Genomic DNA, 23183 nt, shown 5'->3' with positions numbered 1-23183 from the left:
CGGGGCGCGCCTGTGTGGGGTGTGGGGGACGCGGCCCCTGGGGTGCGGAGCCCGGGGGAAGTGGGGGGGTGGGTCCGGGTCGGCCGGAGGCGCTGACCGGGGTGGTGGCTCTTACAGGGCGGTGCGGCGGCGTACGGCGTAGGTGGCCGCGCCACCCGCGACGATCAGGGCACCGGCCACGCCCGCCAGCGCACCGGTGGGCACGGTGGCGCCGGTGGCCGCGAGCGAGCCGCCCGCGCCGCTGCCGCTGCTGAAGCTCGCGGTGCCGCCACCGGCACTCCCGGCACTCCCGGCGCTCCCGGAACCGCCGGTGACGGCCGAGGAGCCCGCCGCGTCGCCGCCGGCGGGCAGTTGGGCCTTGCGGTCGACCGTCACGGCGGCCGTCACCGGGTCGAGGGCCTGGCCGGGCTTGTACATGGCGTCGAACGCCTTGGAACCTGCGGCGGTCAGCGTCGCGGGCACGTTCTTGAGGGTGACGACACCGTTCTTGGCGGTGAGGGCACCGGCCGGGATCTTGAGGTCGGCCACCGCCATGCCCGGCGTATCGGTGACCTTGCCGGTGGCGCGCGCCTTGGCCGAGACGTCCGCGATCAGCGTGCCCTTGGTGCCGTTCGCCGTGACCTTGAGGTTGCTGAACTTCAGGTCCAGGACACCCTCGTGGCCGGTGAACCGGACGGAGCCGTTGAACTGCGCGGCGAGGGAGGCCTTGGCGGTGTCGTACGTGCCGTGGCCCTTGGGGAAGCGGTAACCGGCCGCGGAGGTGACGGCGCCGCCCGCGAGTTCGGCCTTGCCGTGCGCGATGGGGCCGGTGATGTACTCGCGGAAGGACTGCTTGACGCCCCAGTCGAGGGTGCCGTCGAGGACCTTGCCGGAGGCGGCGGCGGACGCGGCGGCGCCGGAGGCGGGGGTGGTGGACTTGTGGTCCGAGGAGCCGGTTCCGGTACCGGAGTCCGGGCCCGAAGCCGAGCCCGTCCCCGAGCCCGCGTGCACGCCCTGCTCACCGCCGGACTCACCGCCCGCCTGCTCCCCCTCCTTGCCGTCCTTGCCGTCCTCGCCGCCCTTGCCGCCCTTGCTGCCCTGGCCGGTCTCGCCGCCCTTACCGCCCTTGCCGTCCTCGCCATCCTGCCCGTTCCCGCCCGGCGGCGCGGGCTGCGCCGGCTTCCCGGGCGTGCCCTCCGGGGTCACCGTCAGCGTGGCCGGGTCGAGTTCCTGGCCTTCCTTGTACATGCCGTTGAACGCCTCGGCGCCCTTGGCGGTCAGCTTCACCTGGATCTTCGCGAACGTCATCGCGCCGCCCGTACCGCTGCCCGGCCGCACCGCCGACAGGTCGAGCGAGGCCAGGGCGACGTCACCCTGCGTCTTGCCCGCCGCCGTGACGTCCGCGGTGATGGCGCCCGACGTGCCCTTCGTGGCGACCTTGAGGTCCGCCAGCTTGATGTCGAAGCCGTGCACCTTCGAGGTGAAGCGGACGCTGCCCTGGAAGGTGGTGGCGACGGCGTGGGTGCTCATGTCGTACGTGCCGGTGCCGTTCGTGAAGGTGAACGGGCCGTTGTCCGGGGCCTGCCGGGCGCCGTCGGCGGCGGTGATGTCGCCGTGCGCCATGCCCTTGACGTACTTGCGGAAAGACTCCTTGACGCCCCAGTCGAGCGTGCCGTTCTTCAGCTGGATCTTCGGCGCCGCCGTGCCGGCCGCGGGGGCGGCGGTGGCGACGGACGGCAGGCACAGGGCCGCGGTGGTGGCGGCGGTGGCGATGGCTGCCGCGAGGGCGAGCGGGCGGCGGATGGCGGCCATGGTCGGTGGCTCTCCTTGGTGGGTGGGGATGCGGTGGGGGTGCGCGGTGGGTCAGTCCTGCGGGGGCGCCGAGGGGGCCGTACGGCGACGGCGGGCGCGCAGGACGGGGAAGGCGGCGACGGCGACGAGCAGCACGCCGGCCGCGACGAGGAGGACGACGACGGTGCGGGTGGAGCCGGACGAGGCGGGCGCGGCCTGCCCGGGGGCGGCCTGCTTCGCCTGCTTCCCGTCCGCCTTCCCGTCCGCCGCGGCGGCCTTGGGGTCGGTGCCGAGGTCGGGGAGGGCGGGCAGCGTGGCCTTCTTGTCGACGGCGACCGCGAGCGATACGGGGTCCATGTCCGTGCCCTCCCGGTACAGGCCGCCGAACGCCTTCGCGCCGTCGGCGGTGAGCCGTGCCGGTGCCTCGGTGAGCTTGATCAGGCCCTTCTCGGGCGTGAGCCGCTTCGCCTCGAAGGTGGCCAGCGGGGCGCCCTCGGTGGTCGTGCCGTCGTGGGTGACATCGGCGGCGAGGGTGCCGCGGCCGTCTTGGACCGTGACCGAGACGGCGGTGAGGGTCAGGTCCAGGTTCTTGCCGGTGAAGTGCAGCTTTCCCGTGAAGTCGGCGTTCAGGGTGCCTTTCTCGGCGTCGTACGCGCCCTTGCCGTGCGGGAAGCGGAAGAGCGCGCCGCCGTCCTGGGCGCCGTCGGACAGCTGCCACTTGCCGTGGGCGAGGGTGCCGGTGACGTACTCGCGGAAGGTGCGGCGGACGCCCCAGTCGACGGCGGCCTCGGTGAAGGTGCCGCGCCGGGCGTCGCCGCCCTCGGCGCTGTCGCCATCACCGCCGCCGGAGGGGGTGGCTTCCGGACCCGGCCCGGCGTCCGTCCGTACGTCGGCGGACAGGCTCACCGGGTCGAGCTGCGTGCCTTCCGTGTAGTACCCGGCGAAGGCGCGGGCGCCTTGCGCGGTCAGCTTCGCGGGGACGTCGGTGAGCGCGATGGGCGTGCCGCCGCCCCGGGTGTCGACACCGCCGAGTTCCAGGGTGGCGAGCGGCACCCTGGAGGCCGTGGTGACGCGGCCGGTGCCCTTCTCCTTGCTGGTCATGTCGGCGAAGAGGGTGCCGCGTCCGTCGGCGACGGTGACCCGGGGACGGCTGATGGTCAGGTCCATCTCGTAGGAGCCGTCCGGCTTGCGGTGGCCGGTGAAGTGGACGCCGCCGGAGAAGCCCGCCGTCAGGGCGCCGGTGTCCGGGTCGTAGCCGCCGGTGGCGGAGTGGAAGCGGAACCGGCTGTCGCCGACCGTGGCGGCACCGCCGTTCAAGGTCCAACTCCCCTGCGCGATGGGCCCGGTGACGTACGACTGGAACGAGGACTTGATGCCCCAGTCCAGCCGGCCGCCCGCGACCGTGCGGGCCGCCGCCTGGGCGGGAGCCGCGGGCAGCGCGGGGAGCAGCGTGCCCAGCAGTGCCGCCAGGAAGGCGGCGGCGAGCACGCGGGCGCGGCCGTGTGTACGGCCGCCGGCCGGTCTGAACGGCAGCATGGAGGACCCCTCCGAGGGCTAGCGATTAAGGTAAGGCTAACCTAAGCTAAGCGCGACCGAAGCGGAACCCCGGGAGCCGACCGGGCCCCCGCCCGCACCACCGGTCCCGGTCAACTCACGTACACAGAAAGGCGGGACAGTGACAGCAACCTTCCGGGAGCCGGCCCGCCGGCGCCTGTCACGCCCCGCCGCGGCCCTCGCCGCCACCCTGGCGCTCGCCCTCGCGCTCACCGGCTGCGGCGGCGGTACGGATGCCACCACTCCCCCGGCGAAACCCGCCGCCCGGCCCGCCGCCGACCGCGTGGAGCCGCTGTCCGGTCCCGCGCCCCGGCCCGAGCTGCCCGCGACCGTACGGTCCGCCGACGGCCACGACGTGACGGTGCGCAAGGCCGACCGGATCGTGCCGCTCACCGGCTCCCTCTCCGAGATCGTCTTCTCCCTCGGGCTCGGCGGCCGGGTCGTCGCGCGCGACATCACCGCCACCTTCGAACAGGCGGCGAAGCTGCCCGTGGTGACCCGCGCGCACGACGTGTCGGCGGAAGGCGTGCTCTCGCTCAAGCCCGACGTGGTCCTCGCCGACACCACCACCGGACCGGCGGAGGCCGTCGGCCAGATACGCGACGCCGGGGTCCCGGTCGTCACGTTCGGGCCCGCGAAGCAGCTCGCCGACGTGGACACCCGGATCGACGCGGTCGCGGCGGCCCTCGGCGTCCGTACGGCGGGCGACGCCCTCAAGACCCGGACCGGCCGGCGGATCGCGGCCGTACGGAAGAACATTCCGCACGGCGGCACGGAAGCGGCCGACCGCCCTCGGGTGGCCTTCCTCTACCTGCGCGGCTCCGCCTCCGTCTACCTCATCGGGGGCGCCCGCTCCGGCGCCGGCTCCCTCATCGAGGCGGCGGGCGGCATCGACGCGGGCAAGGAGTCGGGCCTGGCGAAGGACTTCACCCCGATCACGAGCGAGGCGCTCGCCAAGGCCGCTCCGGACGTCATCCTGGTGATGACCAAGGGTCTGGAGTCCGTCGGCGGCATCGACGGACTGGTGAAGATCCCCGGCGTGGCCCAGACCCCGGCCGGGATGGACCGGCGGGTGGCCGCCGTCGACGACGGTGTGCTGCTCAACTACGGGCCGCGCACGGACGCCGTACTGCGCTCCCTGATCCAGCAGATCCACGCCGAGGGGAAGTGAGATGACGGCACTTCCCCGGACGGACGCGGGTACGGGCACGAATACGGACGGGAGCACACATACGGTCGCGGCCCCGGACGCTGCCGCCGGCCCCCCGGACGCCCCCACCCCGCCACCCCCTCGCCGCTTCCCCCGCACCACCCTCCTGACCACCGCCCTCACCCTCGCCCTGCTGGCCGGCTGTCTGCTCTCCGCCGGGCTCGGCGCGTACCGCATCCCGCTCGGCGACGTCCTCGGCTCACTGCTGCACCATCTGCACCTCGGCGGCGCGGAGCTGGACCGGGTCGGCGAGAGCGTGCTGTGGAACGTGCGGCTGCCGCGCGTCGTGCTGGCCCTGCTCGTCGGGTCGTCGCTCGGCTGCGCGGGCGCCCTGATGCAGGGCGTGTTCGGCAACCCGCTCGCCGAGCCGGGCGTCATCGGCATCTCGTCGGGCGCCGCGGTCGGCGCCGTCGGGGCGATCGCGCTGGGCCTCGGCTTCCTGGGCATGTGGACGGTCCCGGCCTGCGCGTTCGCCACCGGCCTGCTGACCGTCCTGGTCGTCTACGCGCTGTCCCGCTCGGGCGGCCGTACCGAGGTCGTCACGCTGATCCTCACCGGTATCGCGGTGAACGCCTTCGCGGGCGCGCTGATCGGCCTGTTCCTCTTCTTCGCGGACAACGCGCAGGTCTCCCAGATCACCTTCTGGCAGCTCGGTTCGCTGTCCGGGGCCGTGTGGCCCAAGGTGCTGGCCGTCCTGCCGTGCGCCGTCGCCGGGCTGGCCGTCGCGCCCTGCTACGCCCGCAAGCTGGACCTCCTGGCGCTCGGCGAACGCCCGGCCCGGCACCTCGGTGTCGACGTGGAGCGGCTGCGCGTCGTCCTGATCCTGGTCGTCGCGCTGCTCACCGCGGCGGCCGTGGCGGTGGCCGGTGTCATCACCTTCGTCGGCCTGCTCGTCCCGCACCTGCTGCGGATGGCGGCCGGCCCGGGGCACCGCTTCCTGATTCCGGGCAGCGCCCTGGGCGGCGCGCTCGTGCTGGTCGTCGCCGACCTCGCCGCCCGCACCGTCGCCCAGCCCGCCGAGCTGCCGCTGGGTGTCCTGACCGCCCTGTTCGGCAGCCCGTTCTTCTTCTGGCTGCTGCGCAGGACCCGCCGCAAGCAAGGGGGCTGGGCATGAGCCGGGGCCGGATTCCGGTGATCGGTACGTGGTTCGGCGGACGCTCCAGGACGCTCCCCGCGCCCGTCGCCGCGGGTACGGCGTACGCGCGGGCCGACGGTCTCGGCGTACGGCTGGGCGGCCGTACGGTGCTGGACGGCATCGACCTGGAGGTGACCGCGGGCCAGGTGCTGGCACTCGTCGGGCCGAACGGCGCGGGCAAGTCCACGCTGCTCGCCGCGCTCGCCGCCGACCTGCCCGCCACCACCGGCGAGGTACGGATCGACGGCCGCCCGGCCACCGTCTGGACCGCGCCCGAGCTCGCGCTGCGCCGGGCCGTCCTGCCCCAGGCCGCCGCCCTGTCCTTCCCGTTCACGGTGGCCGAGGTCGTACGGATGGGCCGCGCGCCCTGGGCGGGCACCCCGGGCGAGGACGCGGACGAGGCGGCCGTCGCGGAGGCGATGGCGGCGACCGAGGTGACCGGCTTCGCCGGCCGGCCGTTCTCCGCGCTGTCCGGCGGTGAACGGGCCCGCGTCGCACTCGCCCGCGTCCTGGCACAGCGCGCCCCGCTGCTGCTGCTCGACGAGCCGACCGCCGCACTGGACCTGCGCCACCAGGAACTGGTGCTGCGGCTCTGCCGGGAACGGGCGGCGGCCGGAGCCGCGGTGGCGGTGGTCCTGCACGACCTGGGGCTGGCCGCCGCGTACGCGGACCGGGCCGCCCTGCTGCACGGCGGACGGCTCGCCGCGCAGGGTCCGCCCGGCGAGGTCTTCGGCGCCGGGCTGCTGAGCCGGGTCTACCGGCAGCCGGTCGAGGTGATCGGACACCCGCGCACCGGCGTTCCCCTGGTCATGCCTTTGCGTGACGCCTGAGCCGGGCCGTGTCCGGGCACGGCCGTTGCGTCCCGTAATGGCCGGTGGGGCCGGGCGTCCGCAAGGTCACGGTGCGGACGCTGTTGCCGGTCCCCGCGCCCGCCCGCTCCCCCGCCCCCGGTAGGGTTGCGCCGAATCTCGCCACCCCGGCGGCCGCCCAGGCCGCCCCGGCCCCGGTCGCCCCGAAGGAGCCCGAGTCCCATGACACGCAGGTCGCCGTTCCGGGTGCCCGTAGCGCTGACCGCCGCGAGCGCGGCGCTGCTGACGCTGAGCGGGTGCATGACCGTGCACGGCGAACGGGAGATGCTGCCGGCGGTGTCGAAGGACGAGGCCGCCACGGCGCTCCAGCAGTTCGTCGACGGCTTCAACACGTCCAACACCAAGCTGGACCCGAAGGTGAACCCGACCTACGAGACGGACTCGCTGCTCGCCGTCGACCAGGCGCTCACCAAGGCGGGGCAGGCGATCAGCCCGCAGGGCAACCCCAAGTTCCCGCCGCTGAAGCTGACCAGCCCGACGTTCACCGTGCCCAAGCAGGCGGGCTGGCCGAAGGTGTTCCTGGCGGACGCGGTGAGCAACCGCAACAACACGCGGTGGTTCCTGGTGTTCACCCGGGACGCGGTCGGCGCGAAGTGGAAGGCCAGCTATCTGTCCTCGCTGGCCGACAAGGAGATTCCGCAGTTCAAGACGGACCAGGACGGCTTCGCCGAGGTGGTGCCGGCCGACGCGGAGAACTCCGGGCTGAAGGTCGCGCCGGGCAAGCTGGGCGCGGCGTACGCGGCGTACCTGAACACCGGCAAGGGCGACACCTTCGCCCCGGGACCGCACACCGACCGGTGGCGGGCGCTGCGCGAGCGGCAGGGGCGGCAGCCGGGCTCCCGTATCCAGTACGAGGACCAGGCGTCCTCGTACGCGCCGGTCGCGCTGCGCACCGCGGACGGCGGGGCGCTGGTCTTCTTCTCGACCTACTACCACCAGCAGAAGACGGTCTCCGCGGGGTCGCGGATCAGCATCGGCCCGGAGCTCAAGGGGATCATGGACGGTCCGGCGAAGCCGTCCGACCGGATGACCTTCACGACGCTGTCGGAGCAGGTGGTGAAGGTTCCGGCGGCGGGCGCCGCCGGGCAGGTCGGTGTCCTGCACCGGCTGGAGGCGAAGACCTCCGCCAAGTCGCTGTAGGCGGGACGCACCCGGCATACGGGAGGCACGGCGTACGGGACGCCGGTCGCGGGACGGGCGTCAGCGGCCGATGGGCCAGGCGGCCGCTTCGTGGTCGTGGTCGGGCTGCTGGTCCGCGTACGCGGCGCAGGCGTCGGTCAGCGACTCCAGCAGCGTCAGCGGGTCCGGCACCGGCCGCTCGGGGCCGCGCAGCCAGGACACCGCGGGCTGGTCACCGGGCAGGCGGGAGGGCGGCAGGAGGACGTAGCTGCCGCGGCAGTGCCAGCGCAGGCCCGGATGCTCGTCCATGGTCTCCGGATGGCAGTCCAGCTCGCAGGGCCACCACTCGTCCTCGTCGTCCGGGGTGCCGCGGGTGGCGGTGAAGAACAGCATCCGGCCCTGGCCGAGCGCCGCGCCGCTCAGCGCGACCGGGCCGACCTCGATGCCGGCCGCCTCCAGCCGCTCCAGGGCGCTGCGGCCCGCCTCGGCGGGGACGTCCAGCACGTCGTGGGCGATGCCGGTGGCGGTGATGAAATTGGCCTGCGGATAGGCGCGCGCCCAGCCGGCGACCTTCTCGCGGTCGGTACTGGCGACGGTCTGCCAGCCGAAGGAGACGGGGTGCCGGCCGGGCGTGGGACAGCCGATGCGCTCGCAGGAACAGCCGTAGCCGGAGGGGTGGGCGGCGGGGGCGAGCGGGAAACCCGCGTCGGCGACCGCCAGCAGCAGGTCCTCGCGGCCTTGCGCGGCCGCCGATCCCGTGTCCGTATCGCCGCCGTCCGAACCGCTCCTCGGCCGGCGAAGCCACTGGGAGAACCTGCTCTTGCGTTCCATCTATCCCCTCACTTCGAGCGGTGGTCTGGGATCAATGCTGCCACCATCCTCCTCTTCGGGTGACCGGAGTACGGATCCGGGGGGACCGGAGAACGGGCGAATCCCACCAATACGGTCGGTTTCCACCCCACTTCGTTCACTTTCCTTTACCTTTCACGCCCCCTGGGCGATCCCGGCGCCTCATCCCGGAGTGCGGGCCGCCCACGGGCGCGGGCCGGACGGGGTGCGGCGGGTCAGGCGGAGGCGCGCGGCCGCAGACCGGCGAGCACCATGTCGACCAGCGTGTCCACGTACGCGTACGTCAGCTCGCCGGTACGCATCAGCCAGCGCTGGGAGAACGGGCTCAGCACCATCTCGGCCGCCACCCGTACATCCACCTCAGGCCCGATCTCCCCCGCCTCCTGGGCGGCCCGCATCCGGTTCACGTACACCGCGATCCCGGGCTCCAGCAGCCGCTCGACGAAGCGCGCCGACAGCTCCGCGTCGTTCGCGCCGGCCGCCGCGAGGGCGCGGTAGGGAGCCTGCCACTTCTCGTCGTTGAACTCGTCGGCGGTGGCCCGCAGGACGAACTTGAGGTCGGCCGCGAGGTCGCCGGTGTCCGGCAGCCCGGCCTCGTACCCCTCGACGTCCTGGGTGAAGGCGTCCAGCAGGACGGCGGCCTTGGAGGGCCACCAGCGGTAGATCGTCTGCTTGCCGACACCGGCGCGGGAGGCGATGCCCTCGATCGTGAGCTTGTCGTAGCCGACCTCGCCGACGAGGGAGAGGGCCGCGTCGAAGATGGCGCGGCGGGAGCGTTCGCTGCGGCGGGAGGCGTCGGGCGCCGTCTTGTTGGCCATGCCCCGAGTCTACCGACAGGTGAGGCGAGACGTATCGTCTTGACAAGACGGAGCGTCTCGCCCAGACTCGATATCGAGCGAGACGAACCGTCTCGTCATATCGGCGGACGAAGGAGACGACCCCATGAGCAAGGGAAGCGCGGGCAACATGCTCGGAGTCGGCGGCACCCGCAGCAAGCTTTCCCGCGGCGCGCTGCGCGGCGGCCGGGGCGGCAACGGCGTGGGCGGCGGCACCGACCCGATGGCGCAGCGGCGCGCGCTGCTGCGCAGGCTCCAGGAGCAGCGCGGCGCCGGAGAAACCCGTCAGGGGTGAAAACCACCCGACCGGCTCACTGCGCAACGGCTCCTCACGGTGGACCATTTGAGCGCGTACACACCTCGTACGCCTTCGCGTCCCACCACCGTGAGGAGCCTTCCTTGCGTACAGCCCGACGCAGCGCCCGGTTCCGGCGCTACCTGATGTGCCCGCCGACCCACTTCAAGGTCAGCTACTCCATCAACCCCTGGATGGACCCGGACAAACCCGTCGATCTGCCGCTGGCGCTGGCCCAGTGGGAGGTGCTGCGCGACCGCTACCGCGCGCTCGGCCACACCGTCGAGGAGCTGCGGCCCCGCCCCGACCTGCCGGACATGGTCTACACCGCGAACGGCGCCACCGTCGTGGACGGCCGGGTGCTCGGCGCGCGGTTCGCCTTCGAGGAGCGCCGCGGCGAGGCCGCCGTGCACGCCGCGTGGTTCCGGGAGCACGGCTTCACCGAGGTCCGCGAGCCGGAGAACGTCAACGAGGCGGAGGGCGACTTCGCGGTCACCGCTTCCTGGCTGCTGGCCGGGCGCGGCTTCCGCAGCAGCCCGCTCTCGCACGGCGAGGCGCAGGAGTACTTCGGCCGCCCGGTGATCGGGCTGGACCTGGTCGACCCGCGCTTCTACCACCTCGACATGGCCCTGTGCGTGCTGGACGACGCGACGGACTCGGAGGTCATGTACTACCCGGGTGCCTTCTCGGCGGGCAGCCGGGCCGTGCTGGCCCGGCTCTTCCCGGACGCCCTGATCGCCTCGCACGCGGACGCGGAGGCCTGCGGGCTGAACGCCGTCAGCGACGGGCGGCACGTGCTGCTGCCGCAGGCCGCGGTGGGCCTCTTCGCGCCGCTGCGCGAGCGCGGGTACGAGCCCGTCGGCATGGACCTGACCGAACTGCTCAAGGGCGGCGGCAGCGTCAAGTGCTGCACGCAGGAGCTACGGGCGGCCTGACGCCCGGGCCGCCGGGCGCGCGGGCGTCAGGCCGGCCGCTCCCAGGCGTCGCCCCATTCGGCGTCCCGGCCCGCCTTGTAACGGTCGCCGTGCCGCTTGGTGACCGTGTCGCGCCGCAGCCCCTCCTCCGTGCACAGGTCCAGCAGGACCTGCCCCTTGCGGAGCTGGGGCTTGCGGACGATCCGCGCCGGGGCGGGGGCGGCCGCCGCGCCGCCCACCACGTCCGGCCGCACCGCCGCGACATAGCTGAACTTCTCGTCCTCGTACGGCAGCGAGCCGCCCTTGACCTGGCGGTGCAGCGAGGAGCGGGTCACCCGGGCGGCCATGTGGCACCAGTCCTCGCCCGGCACGATCGGACACGTACCGCTGTGCGGGCACGGCGCGACGACCCGCAGACCGGCGTCGGTCAGCTGCTCGCGGGCCTCGCGGATGCGCAGGTAGCCGTCCGGGGTGCCGGGTTCGATCAGTACGGCGGCCCGCGCGCCGGCCGCCGCCGCGACGACCGCGCGGCGGTCCTCCGGGCGCAGCTCGCCGAGCACGTACGAGACGGTGACCAGGTCCGTGCCCTCCGGGACCGTCATGCCCGCGCCGATGACCCGGCGCTGCCAGTCGGTGTCCGGCAGGACGCCGTCGGCCAGCTCACGGCCCAGCTCCAGGGCCGGTTCGGCCCAGTCGTACACGGTCGTGCGGTGGCCGTCCCAGGTGGCCGCGACCGCCCAGGTCGCGGCGCCGGTGCCGCCGCCGATGTCCACGTGGGAGGCGGGTGCCCAGTCCGGCAGCCGTGCCGCGAAGGCGTCCAGCGCGTGCCGTACGGCCTCGAAGGTCGCGGGCATCCGGTAGGCGGCGTACGCGGCGACATCCGCGCGGTCCCTGAGGACCGGGGCGTCGGTCGGTGTCCGGCCCCGGTAGTTGGCGATCAGCCGGTCGACGGCCCGCGCGGCCTGCGTGGGCGGCAGGCCGTCGAGCAGGCCGGCCAGTGCGGCGCGCAGTTCGTCGTGCATTCCCGCAATTTTACGGGGCCGGGACGGACGTCCTGACCCGTCTCACGGTGGGGCGGGACGCCCCGGACCGGCCGGGAGCCGCCCCGGGCCGCCCCGCCCGGCGCCCGGCGGCCCGCCGCCGGCCCGTACCGCCCGCGCCAGCCGGGTCGCGGCGGCTGCCCGCGGCGCGCTGCCCGCCTCGCGCCGTCGCGGGTGGACGGTGTTGGCCAGCAGCACCAGGAACGTGTCGGTCGCCCGGTCCAGCACCAGGCTCGTGCCGGTGAACCCGGTGTGCCCGGCCGCGCCGCGCCCCGCCAGCTCGCCCATGAAGTACGGCTGGTCCACGCCGAAGCCGAGGCCCGGCGGGTCCAGCAGCAGCGCCACCGACTCCGCGCTCAGGATGCGCTCCCGGCCGTACGCGCCGCCGCAGAGCAGTGTCCGGCACAGCACCGCCAGGTCTTGCGCCGTCGAGAACAGGCCCGCGTGCCCGGCGACGCCGCCCAGCGCCCACGCGTTCTCGTCGTGCACCGCGCCGCGCACCATGCCCCGGTCGGCCTTGGCCCACGGCCGCCGCTGGTCCTCGGTCGCGGCCACGCCCGCCGGGGCCAGCGGCCCGAACGCCGTGCTGGACATGCCCAGCGGGCCGGTGATCCCGCGCGCCACGAGGGCGTCCAGGCGCAGGCCGGTGAGCCGTTCCAGGATGAGCTGGAGGACGATGAGGTTGAGGTCGGAGTAGCGGTACGTGCCGCCGGGCGGCGCGGCGGGCGCCGCCGCCTCCTCCCACAGCAGCTCCAGTTGGGCCGCGCGCCCCCGGCGCTCGTAGAACGGCAGCTCGGGGCGGAGGCCCGAGGTGTGGGTGAGCAGGCTGCGGACGGTGATGCCGTCGGCGAAGCCGGGCAGCCAGCGGCCGGCCGCGGCGTCCAGGTCCAGCAGACCCCGCTCGGCCTGCTGGACCGCCACGACCGCGGTGCACAGCTTGGTCAGCGAGGCCAGGTCGAAGACGGTGCCGACGCGCATCGGCTCCCGGTGCTCCCGGGGCAGCTCCACCCCTCGGTCGCACTCGGGGTCGTACCCCGCGTAGCGCAGTGCCCAGCCCGCCGCCTCCTCGGCGGCGACCACCGGGCCGCGCCCGGCGAGCACCACGGCACCCGCGCACCAGGGCGCGGGCCCCTCGGTCGCCTCCCGCACCCCGTCGACCAGGCACCGCATCCAGGCGGGGTCCAGCCCCGCGGCGGCGGGGGTGCCGTGTCGCAGTCCGGTTGCGTTCAGAGCCTGGTCCTCTCGCCGGTCCCGGTGGCGGTCTCCTCCCTACGCTGCCACGGGCGGCACATTCCCAGGAAGCTCAGCAGCGCCAGTACGCCGCAGGAGAGCTGGACCACGGCCATCGGTACGGCGGTGTGCTCGCCCGCGATGCCGACCAGCGGCGAGGCGACGGAGCCGAGCAGGAAGGTGGAGGTGCCCAGCAGCGCCGAGGCGGAGCCCGCCGCGTGCCCCGAGCGCAGCAGCGCCTTGGTGTTCGCCGACGGCATGACCAGGCCCATCGCGGACATCAGGACGAACAGCCCGGCGGCCATCGGCCACAGCCCGACGTCACCGAAGACGCCGCCGGCCATCAGCAGCAGCACGGTCGCGGCGGCCGTGATCAGGCCCAGGCCGATGCCCAGCACCACGTCCAGGCTGACCCGGCCGACCAGCACCTTGCCGTTGATCTGGCCGACCAGGACCAGGCCCACGGAGTTGACGCCGAACAGCAGGCTGAAGGTCTGCGGGGAGGCGCCGTAGATCTCCTGGATCACGAACGGCGAGGCCGAGATGTACGCGAACAGCGCGGCGAAGGCGAACGCGCCGACGATCAGGTAGCCGGAGAAGGCGCGGTCGGCGAGCAGGCCGCGCATGGTGTGCAGGGCCTCGCCGAGGCCGCCGGAGTGCCGCCGCTCGGGCGGCAGCGTCTCGTGCAGGCGGCGCCAGACCAGCAGGGTGAGCAGCACGCCGACGACGGTGAGCACGACGAAGACCCCGCGCCAGTCGGTGACCTGGAGGATCTGCCCGCCGATCAGCGGCGCGACGACGGGGGCGACGCCGGAGATCAGCATCAAAGTGGAGAAGAAGCGGGCCATCGCCACGCCGTCGTACAGGTCGCGCACCACGGCCCGCGCGATGACGATGCCGGCCGCGCCCGCCAGGCCCTGGAGCAGGCGGAAGGCGATGAGCAGCTCGGCGTTGGTGGCCAGCGCGCACAGCGCGGTGGCGATGACGTAGATCACCATGCCGGCCAGCAGCGGCCGGCGGCGGCCCCACTTGTCGCTCATCGGACCGACGACCATCTGCCCCAGGGCCATGCCCGCGAGGCAGGTGGTCAAGGTGAGCTGGACGGTGGCGGCCGGGCTGTGCAGCGCTTCGGTGACCTCCGGCAGGGCCGGGAGGTACATGTCCATGGAGAGCGGGGGCACCGCGGTCAGGCCACCGAGGACGAGGGTGACCAGCAGGCTGGTACGGCGGGACGCGGCGGGCGCCGCCGCCACGTCCCGCTCGGCTATCGGAACGCTGTCCTGGGGCTCCGTCGTGCCGGTGCCGGGGTCCGTCATGAGTGTCTCCATGGATGATTGATGGCTTGACCATGGTGTCATGCACGGAACGGGCCCCGCGCCCTTTCGGACAGGACCTTCGGCGGGGGTCCAGGGTCCTAGGACCGGAACCGGGCCCCGGTGGTACGGGGATCAGTGGGCCCCCGGTGATACGGGAGTCAGGGGCCCCGGTGGTACGGGCCTCAGGCCGGCTTCAGCCCCGGATCGCCCGCCTCGGACACGAACGACCCGGCCGTGATCACCGGCGCCCCCGGCTTCGTCACCTTCGCCACCGTACGGAAGTCGGCCCGCGCCTTCTCGCGGTCCAGCGTGACGGTCACGTAGCCGCGCCGGCCGTTGTAGAACTTCAGGTGCGGGTTGGCCGCCATGTAGGTGCCCCAGTTGGCCGGCTTGTCCGCCCCGTCCTCGCCGCTGGCGATCGAGGTGGTCACGAACTCCACGCCCGCGGTCCGCGACGTCTCGTCCCGGAAGTCCCGCTTGATGTCGAACGCGTAGTGCACGTGCACGTCGCCGGTCAGCACGACGAGGTTGTCCACGCCCGCCGCCTCCGCGCCCTTGAGCACCCGCTCCCGGGAGGCCGGGTAGCCGTCCCAGGAGTCCATGCTCAGCTTGTAGCCGGGTCCGGTGGCGTTGCGCCGTTCGGCGAAGGTGACCTGCTGCGGCAGCACGTTCCACAGCGCCGAGGAGGAGCGCCAGCCGTCGATCAGCCAGCGCTCCTGCTTCGCGCCGGTCAGGGTGCGCTTAGGGTCGGTGGACTCGGGGCCCGGGGTACGCCAGCCGTCGCCGTACGCCTGGTCGGAGCGGTACTGGCGGGTGTCCAGCACGTCGAACTGAGCGAGCTGTCCGAAGTGCACGCGACGGTAGAGCTGGGCGTCCGGCCCGTTGGGGCGCTGCGGGCGGCGCAGCGGCTGGTTCTCCCAGTACGCACGGTAGGCGGCGGCCCGGCGCAGCAGGAACTCGCCCTTGGGGGCGTTGTTCTCGCTGATGTCGTCGGCGTAGTTGTTCTCCACCTCGTGGTCGTCCCACGTGACGATGAACGGGTGCGCAGCGTGCGCGGCCTGGAGGTCGGGGTCGGACTTGTAGAGCGCGTACCGCAGCCGGTAGTCCTCCAGCGTCACCGTCTCGCGGTTGAAGCGCGCGGGCAGCTTGCGGTCGGTGTACTTGCGGGCGCCGCCGACGGCGTCCACCGGGTACTCGTACAGGTAGTCGCCGAGGTGGAAGACCACGTCCAGGTCCTCCTTGGCCAGGTGCCGGTGAGCCGTGTAGTAGCCGTCGTGGTACGCCTGGCAGGAGACGACGCCCAGCCGCAGCTCGTTGTTCTTCGCGCCGCGCGCGGGAGCGGTACGGGTGCGGCCGACCGGGCTGATCCAGTTTCCGGCCCGGAAGCGGTAGTAGTAGACGCGGTCCGGGGCGAGGCCGGTGGCCTCGATGTGCACCGCGTGGTTGAACTCCGGGTGCGCCTCGGCCCGCCCGCGCCCCGCCAGCCGCCGGAACTTCTCGTCGTACCCGACCTCCCAGCGCACCGTCACCCGGGCCTTGGGCATACCGCTGCCCGGCTCGTACGGCTTCGGCGCCAGCCGGGTCCACAGCACGACGGAGCCGGGCAGCGGGTCGCCGGAGGCCACCCCGAGCGTGAAGGGGTTCTCGGTGATCTTGCGGGCGTCGGCCTCGACGGCGGCGTACGCGACGCCGGTGCCCGGCAGGTTGGCCGCGAAGGCCAGCGCCGCGGCGGCCCCGGTACCGGTGAGGAAGCGGCGCCGGGCGAGCTGTGCGGCGGCGGCCCGCAGCTCCTGCGTGTACGGGGCGTCCTGGGGCCCCTGCTCGGGCCGCGCGTCCTGCTCGTACTGACCTTGACGGGCCATCTGCCCCTCCCTGGACTGGTGTTGTCACCAGCGATTGGAGGGGCGGACGAGGGCGTTCCGCTGTCCCAGGTTCGACGCACACATGACAACCGGATGATGTCTGCGCCCGTATCGGACGCCCCCGGACAATCACGGCGCGGCCCGGCGGCCCCGGGGCCGCCGGGAGCCCCGGGACCGCCGGGCGCAGCCTCCGCCGCCCGAGCGGCGCTTCCGTAGGATTCGGGGCATGGCTGAACTGATGGTGCGCGACGGCACGTGGTCCTTCGACGGCGACCGGGTGTGGATCGTGCCGGGGCAGGAGCGGAGCGTGCACCGGCTGCGGCAGGACCTCGGCGAGACCTCCGTCCCCCTGGAGGCGCTGGCGGGCATCGCGTACGAACCGGCGCGCAAGGGCGGCCGGTTGCGCCTGCGGCTGCGGGACGGCGCCGACCCGCTGCTGCACGTCACCGGCGGCAGCCTGCCGGACGACGCCAACCCCTACCAGGTGAGCGTGGACCCGGACCGTACCGGCGTCGCCGAGTACTTCGCCGACGAGGTGCGCCAGTCTTTGCTCCTCGACCAGGTGGTGACCGGACCCACCGACCGCTACCTGCTGCCGGGCCCCGCCGTGCCGCTGTCCGCCGCGGGCGTGGACGGTGTGGCGACCTTCGACGGGGAACGGGTGCGCATCGACTGGCGCTGGACCACCAGCGAGAGCAAGAAGCACGCGGGCGCGCGGGACTTCGCCCTCGCCGACCTGGCCGGGGTCGACTGGCGGCCCGCCTCCGGGCTGGAGTCCGGCTATCTGCGCTTCCGCCCGAAGGGCGTCACGGCGAAGCTCAAGCCGGAGCACGACCCGAACGCCATCGAGCTGTGGGGCTTCAAGAAGGAGAGCGGCCGCACCGCGCTGCTCGCGGCCGCGGTCGCGGCACGGCTGCCGCACCCGTCGGGCGGTTCCGCACCGACCGCGGCGGCCCCGGTGGCCGCGGCACAGCCCGTACCGTCCCTGAAGGCTGCGGCGGACCCGGGCCCCCAGGGCGGCGGCCAGGACGCCGACGTCCTGCTCCGCCGACTGCGTGAACTCGGCGAACTCCACCGGGACGGCATCCTGACCGCCGAGGAGTTCGCCGCGGCCAAGGCGGCCGTGCTCAAGAACTTTCACGGGGCGGGGTGAACGGTTCGTCCGCGGCGGCTCCGCGAGCCCGCCCCCGCGGGCGTGCGGGCCGCGCGCCCGCTCGATCGGCCGTGACCAGTCCGGCGCCCCCGCCCCCCGCGGGCGTGCGGTCCGCGCCTTACCCTGCCGCCATGACGACACCCGAGACCCGCCCCGGAACCACTCCCCCGCCCGCGCCGACCGCCCTGATCACCGGCGCCGGTTCCGGCATCGGCCGGGCCGTCGCCCTGGCCCTCGCTGGGGCCGGCTGGTCGGTGGTGCTCGCCGGACGGCGCGCCGACGCGCTGGAGGAGACCGCCCGCCTGGCGGAGCGGAGCGGCGACGGCCCCGAGGGCCCCGCCGCCCTGTGTGTCACGGCCGATGTGACCCGCCCCGACCAGGTGGACGCCCTCTTCGCCGCCGCTCGCGCCCGCTTCGGCCGGCTGGACCTGCTCTTCAACAACGCCGGAACGTTCGGCCCGCCCGTACCGCTGGAGGAACTGGCGTACGACGACTGGCGTACGGTCGTCGACACCAACCTCACCGGCGCCTTCCTCTGCGCCCAGGCCGCCTTCCGCGCCATGAAGGAACAGGACCCGCGCGGCGGCCGCATCATCAACAACGGCTCCGTCTCCGCACACACACCGCGCCCGCACTCCGTCGCGTACACCGCCACCAAGCACGCCATGACCGGCCTGACCAAGTCGCTCTCGCTGGACGGGCGTCCGTACGACATCGCCTGCGGACAGATCGACATCGGCAACGCGGCGACCGAGATGACCGGACGGATGCAGACCGGCATCCTGCAGGCCGACGGCAGCACCGCGGTCGAACCCGTGATGGACGCGGCCGACGTGGCCCGTACCGTGCTGCACATGGCGCAGCTGCCGCTGGGAGCGAACGTGCAGTTCGCGACGGTGATGGCGACGGCCATGCCGTACATCGGCCGCGGCTGACGGCCTCCCGTCCGCCGCCCCGCCGGCCGGACTTCGGCGCGACGCGCTCCTGACAGACGGCGCGTCCGGTGGGACTCTTCCTGACGCACGTCCATCCGCACCGCTCATCTGCCGGGCCGCGGAACCCGCGGCCACGTAGTCGACGGCCGCGCGGTTCGCCACCACGCGGCCTTGCAGAAGGAGTCACGCGTGAGACGAAACGTCAGCACCTCCCCCGGCACCCGTCGGCGCGGCGCGTCCCGTGCCGTCGCCTGCGCCCTGACCGCCGCCGGCGCCCTGCTCGTCTCGGCTCTCCAGACCGGTGCGGCGGGTGCGGCCGGTCCGGCCGGCACGGATGCGGCCTCGGCCTCGGTCCGTACGGGTACGGGTGCGCCCTCCTCCGTGGCCGACTTCTGGACGGCGGAGCGGATGCGCGAGGCCACCCCGCTGGACCTGCTGTCGGCCGGGACCGACGGGTCCGCGAAACGGTCGGCCACGGCGGAGAATCGATCCGCCGCTGCGAAGAGCCGATCCGCCACCGCGGAGAAACGGCCCGCCACTGCGGAGAAACGATCCAGCAGCGCGGCGGGCGCGAACCCCGCCACCACACCCACCCGACGCGGTTCCGAACGCACCGTACGCCCCACCCTCCCCGCCACCGCCACGTCCACCCCCGCGTCGGCCCCGGCCCCCAAGTCGTTCCCGCAGGCGGGCGCCCCGTGGACCGGTGACGGCGCCGTGACGAACACCGCGGGACGGGTGTTCTTCACGTACCAGGGCCGTACCGCCTCCTGTTCGGGCAACGCCGTCACCAGCGCGAACAAGAGCACGGTGCTCACCGCCGGGCACTGCGTGAAGCTCAACGGCGCCTGGCACGGCGACTGGGTCTTCGTGCCCGGCTACCACGACGGCCAGGCCCCGTACGGCAAGTGGGCCGCCGCCAAGACCCTCGCCACACCGCAGTGGACGGCGAGCGAGAACATCAACTACGACATCGGCGCCGCGGTCGTCGCACCGGTCGGCGGGCAGCGGCTCACCGACGTCGTCGGCGGCCAGGGCCTCGCCTTCAACACCGGCTACAACAAGCCGATGTACGCCTTCGGTTACCCCGCCGCCGCGCCGTACGACGGCAGCAAACTCATCTACTGCAGCGGCAACACCATCAAGGACCCGCTGTTCTCCACGGACCACGGCCTGTCCTGCAACATGACCGGCGGCTCCAGCGGCGGGCCGTGGTTCACCTCGTTCGACGAGGCGAGCGGCACCGGCCTGCAGTCCTCGGTGAACAGCTTCGGCTACACCTTCCTGCCGAACACCATGTTCGGGCCGTACTTCGGTGACGATGCCGAGAACCTCTACGACGAGGCGCAGTCGAGCTGACCGGACCGCCCCGCCCGGCCCGGACTCCGAACCGAGGGGCCGTCACACACGCCGTCCGGAGGGGTGCGCCCAGCGGCCGCCCCTCCGGACGGCAGGCACCGCACGGGGTTGTTCCCCGGAGTTCTCCTTTCCGGGGCTGCCCGACAATTCACGCACACGTTATGCGGAAATCGGTATGCCCCCGGCGCCATTCTCACGCTTTTCATGACCTTCTCATCAAAAACTCATCAACCCCCGTCCACCAGCCGCCTTAGCGCCGGAGCAGCCCTCGAACGGATCATGAATTCCCCACCCGCCACCGTCCCCCCACTGTCCGATTTTTTCTCTTGCGGAATGAAAGACCCCCACTCCGGGCAATTCGGTGCTAGCGTCCACCGAGCGGAAGTGCACTTCCTGCTCACTGATTCCTTGCCCGACCATCCGTCGCGAGGGGACTTCCATGGCAGTGACCGACAGCAGTGCGAGCAGCGGCCCGGCGCCCGCCCCCGAAGAGGTCGGCGCGATGTACGACCGGTTCGGCGACCTGCTCGCCATGGTGCTCGGCCGCAGCGCCCTGCACGTCGGCATGTTCGTCCCGCACGGCGAACGGACCGCGGCCACCTCCCTCCTCGGCCTGTCCGACCTCGCCCAGGACCGGCAGACCGAGTTCCTCGCGGACATCCTGGCCGAGGGCCTGCCGCCGGACCCGCGCCTGCTCGACATCGGCTGCGGCACCGGCGGCCCCGCCATTCACCTGGCCCGGCGCACCGGCGGCCGGGTCACCGGCATCACCGTCAGCCGGGAACAACTGGCCCGCTGCGGGGAACGGCTGAACGCCGCCACCGGCCTCGAAGGCCGCGTCGACTTCACGTACGGCAACGTGATGCGGCTCGACCACGCGGACGACACGTACGACGCGGCCTGGTCCGTCGACTGCTTCCCGCACCTCTCCGACCGGCCCGCCGGACTGCGCGAGGCCCGGCGCGTCCTGCGGCCCGGCGGCCGTCTGCTGATGACGGAGTTCGCCCGGCGCGGCACCGGCATTCCCCCGGAGACCGAGGCATTCACCCAACTGTGGGCGTCCCCGCCGCCCACCCCCTTCGCCACCCTTCTCGGAGAGGTCGAAGAAGCCGGATTCCGCGTCGCCCGCGTACAGAACATGACAGCGAACGTCGCACTGTGCGGCGAGCTGATGTACGTGCTTTATCAAGAACGGCGCGACGAGATCGAGCAGCGTTTCGGAAAAGAGGCCGTCGCGCACACCGATCCACTGATGGAACCGTTCCGTGCGTTCTGCCGGGACCACGTGGACTATTACCTGCTGCTGCTCGGCAAGCCGGAAATCTGACCGGCTGATCCGATCCGGGCCCGGCAGCCCCGCCCGCACCGACCCGAGAGCTGACTTCCCCCTATGGTCGCCAAACCGCCCTCCGGCCTGCCCGTTTCCCCGCCCTCCCCGCCTTCCGCCGCCTCCCCCACGCCGGCCGCACCGCTGTCACCCCCCGCCCAGCGCACGCCCCCCTTACCTCCGGACACCGCACCGGGCCGGCGGCCGCGCCGCCGCTGGGAGGTGTGGCGCTCGCCCGAAGGCCAGCCCCGCTGGGCGCGACCCGCGCTGCTCGGCGTCGCGGCCCTGGCCGCGCTCCTCTACGCCTGGAACATCACCGCCGGCGGCCTGGCCCCGTACTACTCGGTCGCCGCCCGCAGCATGACCGAGAGCTGGAAAGCCTTCCTCTTCACCGCCTACGACCCGTCCGCCACCATCACCCTCGACAAGATCGGCGGCTTCCTCTGGCCGCAGGCCCTCTCCGCCCGCCTCTTCGGCTTCCACGACTGGGCCCTGACCCTGCCGCAGTGCATTGAAGGCGTCGTCGCCGTCCTGGTCCTGTACCGGGTCGTACGCCGCTGGCAGGGCCCCGCGGCCGGCCTCCTGGCCGCCGGACTGCTCACCCTCACCCCCGTCACCGCCTCCCTCTTCGGCCACCCGATCCCCGACGCGGCCCTGATCATGTGCCTGGTGCTGGCCGTCGACCGCTTCCAACTCGCCGTACGCGGCGCCCGCCTGCGCTCGCTGGTGTGGGCCGGCGTGTGGGTGGGGCTGGCCTTCCAGGCCAAGATGATGCAGGCGTGGCTCATCGTCCCCGCCCTCGCCATCGGCTACCTCGTCACCGCCCCCGTCACGCGGCGCGCCCGGATCGGCCACCTGCTGACCGCCGGGGCCGTGCTGTTCGCGGTGTCCTTCTCGTGGGTGCTGATGATGACCTTCACCCCTAAGGACGTACGTCCGTACGCGGACGGCTCGACGAACAACAGCGCGCTGTCGACGGTCTTCGAGTACAACGGCTTCAGCCGCCCGGCGGACAACGGGCCGGGTGGGCAGGGCGGTCAACCCGGAGGCACCGGAGGTCACCCCGGAGGCCCCGCCACAACCGGAGGCCCCACCGGCCACACCGCCACCCCACCCGTCGCAGGCACGCGACCGCGCCCCCGCCCAGCCACCGCCACCGGCGGAAAACCCTCCCACTCCCACCGCAAAATGGTCAGCCTCGGCAGCGAAAAGAACACCTGGTACAAGCTCCTCACCCCCCGCTTCACCCCGCAGATCGGCTGGCTGTACCCCCTCGCCCTCATCGGCCTGGTCCACGGCCTGGTGCTGCGCGGCAGGCGTCCCCGTACCGACCGGCTGCGCGGCGGCTATCTGATGTGGGGCGGCTGGCTGCTGACCACGGCCGTCGTCCTGAGCGTGGTCGACATCCCGCACACCGCGTACGTGGCGGGCCTGGCCCCCGCGCTGGCCGCGCTGGCCGCCGCCGGAGCCGTCACCCTGTGGCGCACCCACCGCACCGCCACCAGCGCCCCTGCACGCCTGCTCCTCCCCCTGACGATCACCGTCCAGGCCGCCTGGGCATCCTCCCTCGCCGCCGACCACACCGGCTTCGCCCCCTGGCTCATCCCGACGATCATCACAGCAGCGCTCGTCAGCATCACGACCCTTCTCTCGTACGGCCGCACCACCGGCCGCCGCCTGCGCCCCGTGGCCCTCACCGCCCTGACCGCCACCTGCGTCGCCCTCTTCGCCGCCCCGGCGGCCTGGTCGCTGTCCGTACTGGACCAGCGGTACGCGGGCTCGTCCTTCGAGGCGCACGCCGGCCCCGGCGGCCAGAACGCCTCGGCCGGCGCACCGGGCAGCGCGGTGTACGGAGGCGCGGGCGGCGCCTCGTACGACATGTCACCGGCCCCGCTGACCGCCGCCCAGAAGCGCCTGCTGGGCTACGTACAGCGGCACCACGGCAACGCCACGTACACCCTCTCCGCCGACGGCGGCTGGGCCCGCTCCCGGGCCATCACCCACACCGGCCTGCCGATCCTGCCCCTGGGCGGCTTCGCCGGAATGGCCACGTCCGTCACCCTCGCCGAGTACCGGCACCTCGTGGCCTCGGGCCAGCTGCGCTTCGCCCTCCTGAACCCCACCGTCCCCGCGGCCGGCCGCCCCTCCGAGACCTCCAAGATCAACACCTGGGTCCGCGCCACCTGCACCAAGGTCAACCCGAAGGCGTACGCCTCCGACCCCACCACCCCCGAACCTCTCTACGACTGCGCCCCACCCTCCTGACCTCCGCTCTCCCTCCTTCTCCTCCTCCTCCTTCTCCTCCCTCCCTCCCCGTGCCCTCCCACCCCTCTCCTCGTTCACCGTGATGTGTCTCACGAGGCGTGTGGTGGCCCGTGAGGCGGGTATCCGCCCCGGAGTCACGGGGCAG

At 73.4% G+C, this 23183-nt stretch carries 19 protein-coding genes; 11 read left to right on the top strand and 8 right to left on the bottom strand.

Annotated elements, in window-relative coordinates:
- Nucleotides 1–111 precede the first annotated feature (111 nt).
- Both OEIGOIKO_RS30165 and OEIGOIKO_RS30160 read right to left on the bottom strand, forming a co-directional pair.
- Nucleotides 112–1791 carry an HtaA domain-containing protein gene (locus tag OEIGOIKO_RS30165; protein ID WP_125056684.1) on the bottom strand — a complete coding sequence of 560 codons (1680 nt, stop codon included), beginning with the start codon at nucleotides 1789–1791 and terminating at the stop codon, nucleotides 112–114.
- A gap of 51 nt (nucleotides 1792–1842) precedes the next feature.
- Nucleotides 1843–3306, bottom strand: a complete 1464-nt coding sequence (locus OEIGOIKO_RS30160; protein WP_125056683.1) for an HtaA domain-containing protein — start codon at nucleotides 3304–3306, stop codon at nucleotides 1843–1845.
- A gap of 139 nt (nucleotides 3307–3445) precedes the next feature.
- Between OEIGOIKO_RS30160 and OEIGOIKO_RS30155 the strand changes: the two genes are divergently transcribed.
- The 4 genes from OEIGOIKO_RS30155 (at nucleotide 3446) to OEIGOIKO_RS30135 (ending at nucleotide 7678) form a co-directional block, all read left to right on the top strand.
- On the top strand, nucleotides 3446–4495 hold the full coding sequence (locus OEIGOIKO_RS30155) for a heme/hemin ABC transporter substrate-binding protein (RefSeq protein ID WP_125056682.1): 1050 nt from the start codon (nucleotides 3446–3448) through the stop codon (nucleotides 4493–4495).
- Between the two features lies 1 nt (nucleotide 4496).
- The gene (locus tag OEIGOIKO_RS30150) at nucleotides 4497–5648 is read left to right on the top strand and encodes a FecCD family ABC transporter permease (protein WP_246177625.1); all 1152 of its coding nucleotides are present in this window, start codon (nucleotides 4497–4499) and stop codon (nucleotides 5646–5648) included.
- Entirely contained in the window at nucleotides 5645–6499 is an 855-nt protein-coding gene (locus OEIGOIKO_RS30145) for a heme ABC transporter ATP-binding protein (protein WP_125056681.1), read from the top strand. The genes OEIGOIKO_RS30150 and OEIGOIKO_RS30145 overlap by 4 nt, the downstream gene beginning before the upstream one ends.
- Nucleotides 6500–6700: 201 nt before the next feature.
- Entirely contained in the window at nucleotides 6701–7678 is a 978-nt protein-coding gene (locus OEIGOIKO_RS30135) for an SCO2278 family lipoprotein (protein WP_246177624.1), read from the top strand.
- A gap of 60 nt (nucleotides 7679–7738) precedes the next feature.
- On the opposite strand, the gene OEIGOIKO_RS30130 is transcribed toward OEIGOIKO_RS30135, so the two are convergent.
- Nucleotides 7739–8488, bottom strand: coding sequence for a bifunctional DNA primase/polymerase (locus OEIGOIKO_RS30130; protein ID WP_125056680.1), 750 nt, complete (start codon nucleotides 8486–8488; stop codon nucleotides 7739–7741).
- A gap of 233 nt (nucleotides 8489–8721) precedes the next feature.
- Nucleotides 8722–9324 carry a TetR/AcrR family transcriptional regulator gene (locus OEIGOIKO_RS30125; protein WP_125056679.1) on the bottom strand — a complete coding sequence of 201 codons (603 nt, stop codon included), beginning with the start codon at nucleotides 9322–9324 and terminating at the stop codon, nucleotides 8722–8724.
- A 124-nt stretch (nucleotides 9325–9448) separates the two neighbouring features.
- Here OEIGOIKO_RS30125 and OEIGOIKO_RS30120 point away from each other — a divergent pair, with 124 nt between their 5' ends.
- Together OEIGOIKO_RS30120 and ddaH are read left to right on the top strand one after the other, a co-directional pair.
- A complete protein-coding gene (locus OEIGOIKO_RS30120) occupies nucleotides 9449–9637 on the top strand; it encodes a DUF6243 family protein (RefSeq protein ID WP_030019783.1) in 189 nt (62 codons plus the stop codon).
- A gap of 104 nt (nucleotides 9638–9741) precedes the next feature.
- Nucleotides 9742–10572 carry a dimethylargininase gene (gene ddaH / locus OEIGOIKO_RS30115; RefSeq protein ID WP_246177622.1) on the top strand — a complete coding sequence of 277 codons (831 nt, stop codon included), beginning with the start codon at nucleotides 9742–9744 and terminating at the stop codon, nucleotides 10570–10572.
- Between the two features lie 26 nt (nucleotides 10573–10598).
- Here the strand turns inward: ddaH and OEIGOIKO_RS30110 are convergent, their stop codons facing one another.
- The 4 genes from OEIGOIKO_RS30110 to OEIGOIKO_RS30095 all read right to left on the bottom strand — a co-directional run bounded on the left by OEIGOIKO_RS30110 (nucleotide 10599) and on the right by OEIGOIKO_RS30095 (nucleotide 15999).
- Entirely contained in the window at nucleotides 10599–11573 is a 975-nt protein-coding gene (locus OEIGOIKO_RS30110; RefSeq protein ID WP_125056678.1) for a small ribosomal subunit Rsm22 family protein, read from the bottom strand.
- 42 nt (nucleotides 11574–11615) lie between these two features.
- A complete protein-coding gene (locus OEIGOIKO_RS30105; protein ID WP_246177619.1) occupies nucleotides 11616–12761 on the bottom strand; it encodes a serine hydrolase domain-containing protein in 1146 nt (381 codons plus the stop codon).
- Between the two features lie 56 nt (nucleotides 12762–12817).
- Complete coding sequence (locus OEIGOIKO_RS30100; protein ID WP_125056677.1) at nucleotides 12818–14137, bottom strand: multidrug effflux MFS transporter; 1320 nt, start codon at nucleotides 14135–14137, stop codon at nucleotides 12818–12820.
- A 182-nt stretch (nucleotides 14138–14319) separates the two neighbouring features.
- On the bottom strand, nucleotides 14320–15999 hold the full coding sequence (locus tag OEIGOIKO_RS30095; protein WP_246177616.1) for an alkaline phosphatase D family protein: 1680 nt from the start codon (nucleotides 15997–15999) through the stop codon (nucleotides 14320–14322).
- Between the two features lie 226 nt (nucleotides 16000–16225).
- Between OEIGOIKO_RS30095 and OEIGOIKO_RS30090 the strand changes: the two genes are divergently transcribed.
- The 5 genes from OEIGOIKO_RS30090 to OEIGOIKO_RS43605 all read left to right on the top strand — a co-directional run bounded on the left by OEIGOIKO_RS30090 (nucleotide 16226) and on the right by OEIGOIKO_RS43605 (nucleotide 23038).
- The gene (locus OEIGOIKO_RS30090; RefSeq protein WP_125056676.1) at nucleotides 16226–17152 is read left to right on the top strand and encodes a DUF4429 domain-containing protein; all 927 of its coding nucleotides are present in this window, start codon (nucleotides 16226–16228) and stop codon (nucleotides 17150–17152) included.
- Nucleotides 17153–17283: 131 nt separating this feature from the next.
- Complete coding sequence (locus OEIGOIKO_RS30085; RefSeq protein ID WP_125056675.1) at nucleotides 17284–18087, top strand: SDR family oxidoreductase; 804 nt, start codon at nucleotides 17284–17286, stop codon at nucleotides 18085–18087.
- Nucleotides 18088–18276: 189 nt separating this feature from the next.
- Complete coding sequence (locus tag OEIGOIKO_RS30080; protein WP_125056674.1) at nucleotides 18277–19446, top strand: peptidase; 1170 nt, start codon at nucleotides 18277–18279, stop codon at nucleotides 19444–19446.
- Nucleotides 19447–19885: 439 nt separating this feature from the next.
- The gene (locus OEIGOIKO_RS30075) at nucleotides 19886–20773 is read left to right on the top strand and encodes an SAM-dependent methyltransferase (RefSeq protein ID WP_246177614.1); all 888 of its coding nucleotides are present in this window, start codon (nucleotides 19886–19888) and stop codon (nucleotides 20771–20773) included.
- A gap of 63 nt (nucleotides 20774–20836) precedes the next feature.
- Nucleotides 20837–23038 (top strand): ArnT family glycosyltransferase, encoded by a 2202-nt coding sequence (locus OEIGOIKO_RS43605; protein WP_218040019.1) that lies wholly within the window; start codon nucleotides 20837–20839, stop codon nucleotides 23036–23038.
- The last annotated feature ends 145 nt before the right edge of the window (nucleotides 23039–23183 follow it).

It is taken from the genome of Streptomyces paromomycinus (genome assembly GCF_003865155.1).
Taxonomy (GTDB): Bacteria; Actinomycetota; Actinomycetes; order Streptomycetales; family Streptomycetaceae; genus Streptomyces; species Streptomyces chrestomyceticus.
This window is presented reverse-complemented; position numbering and strand designations above follow the sequence as displayed.